Raw genomic sequence first — 2,787 nt, 5'->3', positions numbered from 1 at the left:
CTTACAGAGAAATACCCCCACATCCCCTCATCTCACCGACAAATTCAGCCGCTAGTTAACATATGACAAAGTTGCTTGGTAATTAAGGTACGACAGAATCGCTCGATGATCACAAAGTCTTGACCATCCGCTGAAACACGTTTCTGGACAGAACTTTCTCTGCGATTTGACTAAATTAGCATTTAATTAAATACACAAAGTATTGCAAAACCTCTAATTGAGTGGCTAATTAAATTCATCCACTACATAGGTGTTAAGATGCAAAAAACGAAAACGCTTATAAGAATTTAGCCAACTGTACTAATACCTTATCGATTGCATTAGCTACCTGAGCTAGCACTTTAACCTTGTCTTCCGCGCTCTTTAAAGCTTCCTTCGCTCCTTTCGCTTGATTGATAAGCTCCTTAAGACTTCCTTGTCCTTTAGCGAGTGTGACCGAATTGCTTTCTAGTATGACCACATTGTAGGCATAAATTTGGTCACCCAGTTGTTCGCATTGTAGTAACAACGGCTCATCTTCTGGATCTAACATGACGGAGTCAAGGTAGCTTTGAAGTTCGTCATACATACTTTCCAATTCAGCGTATACAGTGTTGTGGCTATGGTCCATTAGTTAGTCCTCTAGGCTATCGCGAAACTCTTTGATCGCATCGATCTGTGTCTTAGTAGATTTGAGCGCTTTCTTGGCCGCGTCCTTCGTTAAGTCGTCATCATTTTTTAAAGATATGACTATCGATTGGTTCAACTTTTGAATATCCACTAAGGCACGTTCAAGTTTTGCAAACTTCGCATCTAGCTCGTTTATACGTACTCTGATCTCATAAGCTTTCTTGTAAGCATCAGCTCGCTCTTCAAGTGAATGATAGAACGTCACACAGCGTATGTTGTCACTGGTTTCACAGCGATTGGGGTTGTTGAGTAGATACAGGCGAATACGCAGTTCTTTTTCCAAAGAAATCCTTGTCGCTTTCTTCCAAGAGTCCAATTCACCCTCTAATGATTTAAATGCGCTTTGAACTATATTCTCTGAATCAATGACGATTTTCTTTAATAGGTCATAACGCTTTTTCTCCGTATAAGCACGCGCGATTGCATTCACGCTAGTTGAGAGTAATTCAACGTCGTTTACATCAATCTCTCCGACTTGGGGCATCCGGGATAGAGATACCAACGACGAATTTAGCTTCTCCGAGTATTTATCCAGAGCTTCGCTTCTATCGTCGGTCGCAAGCAGATAAATACTCTGGGAAAATGTATTCAAGTTTTTGAGTAGAGCCTCTTGACCGGCATTGTTGATGGTAGAAATATTTAGGTCTGAGCCAGTGACACCATCCCGTGTTGCTTTCATCAGTTCAGCGTTAATGCGCGCGTCATCGGCAGATTCATATACAGCGATTAGCGCGTCTTGAACTTCTGTAGATTGCTTGGCGTACTCTCCCACCATTGTAATCGATTCATTCGATGCACAGCCACTAAGGCCTATCACTACCAGCGAAGCCGTTGTGATAAACCTCAACCTTGTAACAGCGGAGACTTTAAACCATTTAGTCATGTATTTTCCCTTTTACTATTAAGGAGTGGACGCACTAAGCGATACAAATCCCGTACTTAGGTAGGACATCTCTGATCACTTCTATGCGATAGGTTTTGAGCGCATCATGAAAGAGTTTCCAGTCTGAATTTAAAAAGGATGACGAGTAGCGATAAACAAATTTACCGTCTTGTGTAAAACCTTGCCCCCTCGCCTGTTGCTTCCAACTGTTCTCTCCATCCTTGTCAAACGACAAATCGACTGCAGCAAAGCCAAATTTTCCTTCTCGCAGCCACTCAAGCCACTTGGTATGGCGAGCTTCACCATCTTCATCATCTATGGTTGTTAAAGCGTGTTCTATTAAAGAGCGCTGCTGCGTGGTCAAACCTGGTTGATTATCGATATTGATCTCGGCGTCACCATGTTTCCAACATTGCAATGCTTTGCACATCGCATCCGCGGCTTGTAGAAATATCAAGGTATTGTCTCTTACTACGTGTTCCCCTTCTCCATTTAGATAATTCCAAGAAGTGTAAGGTCTATCAGGAAAAGATAGGGCCGCACCATGGCCAAGAGGAGAAGCAGCAGATACCCCACCACTAAACAAATCATCTTTAATTCGTTGTAACAGAGAGCTGGAGGACGATTCGAGGTTATCTACTTTGTTGTAGTCGTGGATCACCCCAGCAAAACCTTGATGGGCGAAAGTATCTGCATAAACATGCATGGCAATCCCCATCAGATGAACGCCGTAGGGCTTATACCAATGTGTTGCCACCATTCTCAGCATATCTCTTGCAACAGCGCTGTCTGGTTTGCAAACTAGCCGATGTATAAACCTTCCATCTGGTTTAACGTTTGAAGGAAAGCCTTGGTTGCCTGGAAGAAAGTGAAATGGTATCCATACCTTATGATTTGCAAGCTCTTGCGTGTTTCGATAGTCGAGCATTTTGTGAGCAGATACAATACGGTCGTACATCGCACCATTATCAAAATGGATTGGCTTATCATTTGTGGCCTCATCTACATATTGAGCCGAATACGCTACTTTTTCAGCGTCGGTATGCTCAATCCCCGCATACCGAGCGATAACGTAAGTTAGAGTATGATGTCCATCTATTTGCATTCGGGCCTCCATTGGCATGACTATTACATTAAGCATGCTGCAGCGAATAGAGTCACAACCGCCGAATGGCTAAACAGTATCAATCTCGGCTTACTTGCGTTTTTTGAACGGTCTGTTTGTCACTGCATAC

Annotated in this window: 3 protein-coding genes; all 3 read right to left on the bottom strand. The window is 42.9% G+C overall.

Annotated features, from left to right (window positions below):
- Positions 1–277: 277 nt before the first annotated feature.
- Genes B9J84_RS10885 through B9J84_RS10875 form a run of 3 tightly spaced genes read right to left on the bottom strand, consistent with a single transcriptional unit; the run spans position 278 to position 2,657 of the window.
- Entirely contained in the window at positions 278–610 is a 333-nt protein-coding gene (locus B9J84_RS10885) for a hypothetical protein (RefSeq protein WP_094124123.1), read from the bottom strand.
- Between the two features lie 3 nt (positions 611–613).
- The gene (locus B9J84_RS10880; RefSeq protein WP_094124122.1) at positions 614–1,552 is read right to left on the bottom strand and encodes a hypothetical protein; all 939 of its coding nucleotides are present in this window, start codon (positions 1,550–1,552) and stop codon (positions 614–616) included.
- Positions 1,553–1,586: 34 nt separating this feature from the next.
- Positions 1,587–2,657, bottom strand: coding sequence for a DUF6765 family protein (locus B9J84_RS10875; RefSeq protein WP_094124121.1), 1,071 nt, complete (start codon positions 2,655–2,657; stop codon positions 1,587–1,589).
- Positions 2,658–2,787 lie beyond the last annotated feature (130 nt).

The sequence above is a fragment of the Vibrio sp. V03_P4A6T147 genome, from assembly GCF_002241085.1.
Taxonomy (GTDB): domain Bacteria; phylum Pseudomonadota; class Gammaproteobacteria; order Enterobacterales; family Vibrionaceae; genus Vibrio; species Vibrio anguillarum.
The sequence above is the reverse complement of the archived record's forward strand: the minus strand, read 5'-3'. Positions and strand labels throughout refer to the sequence as shown.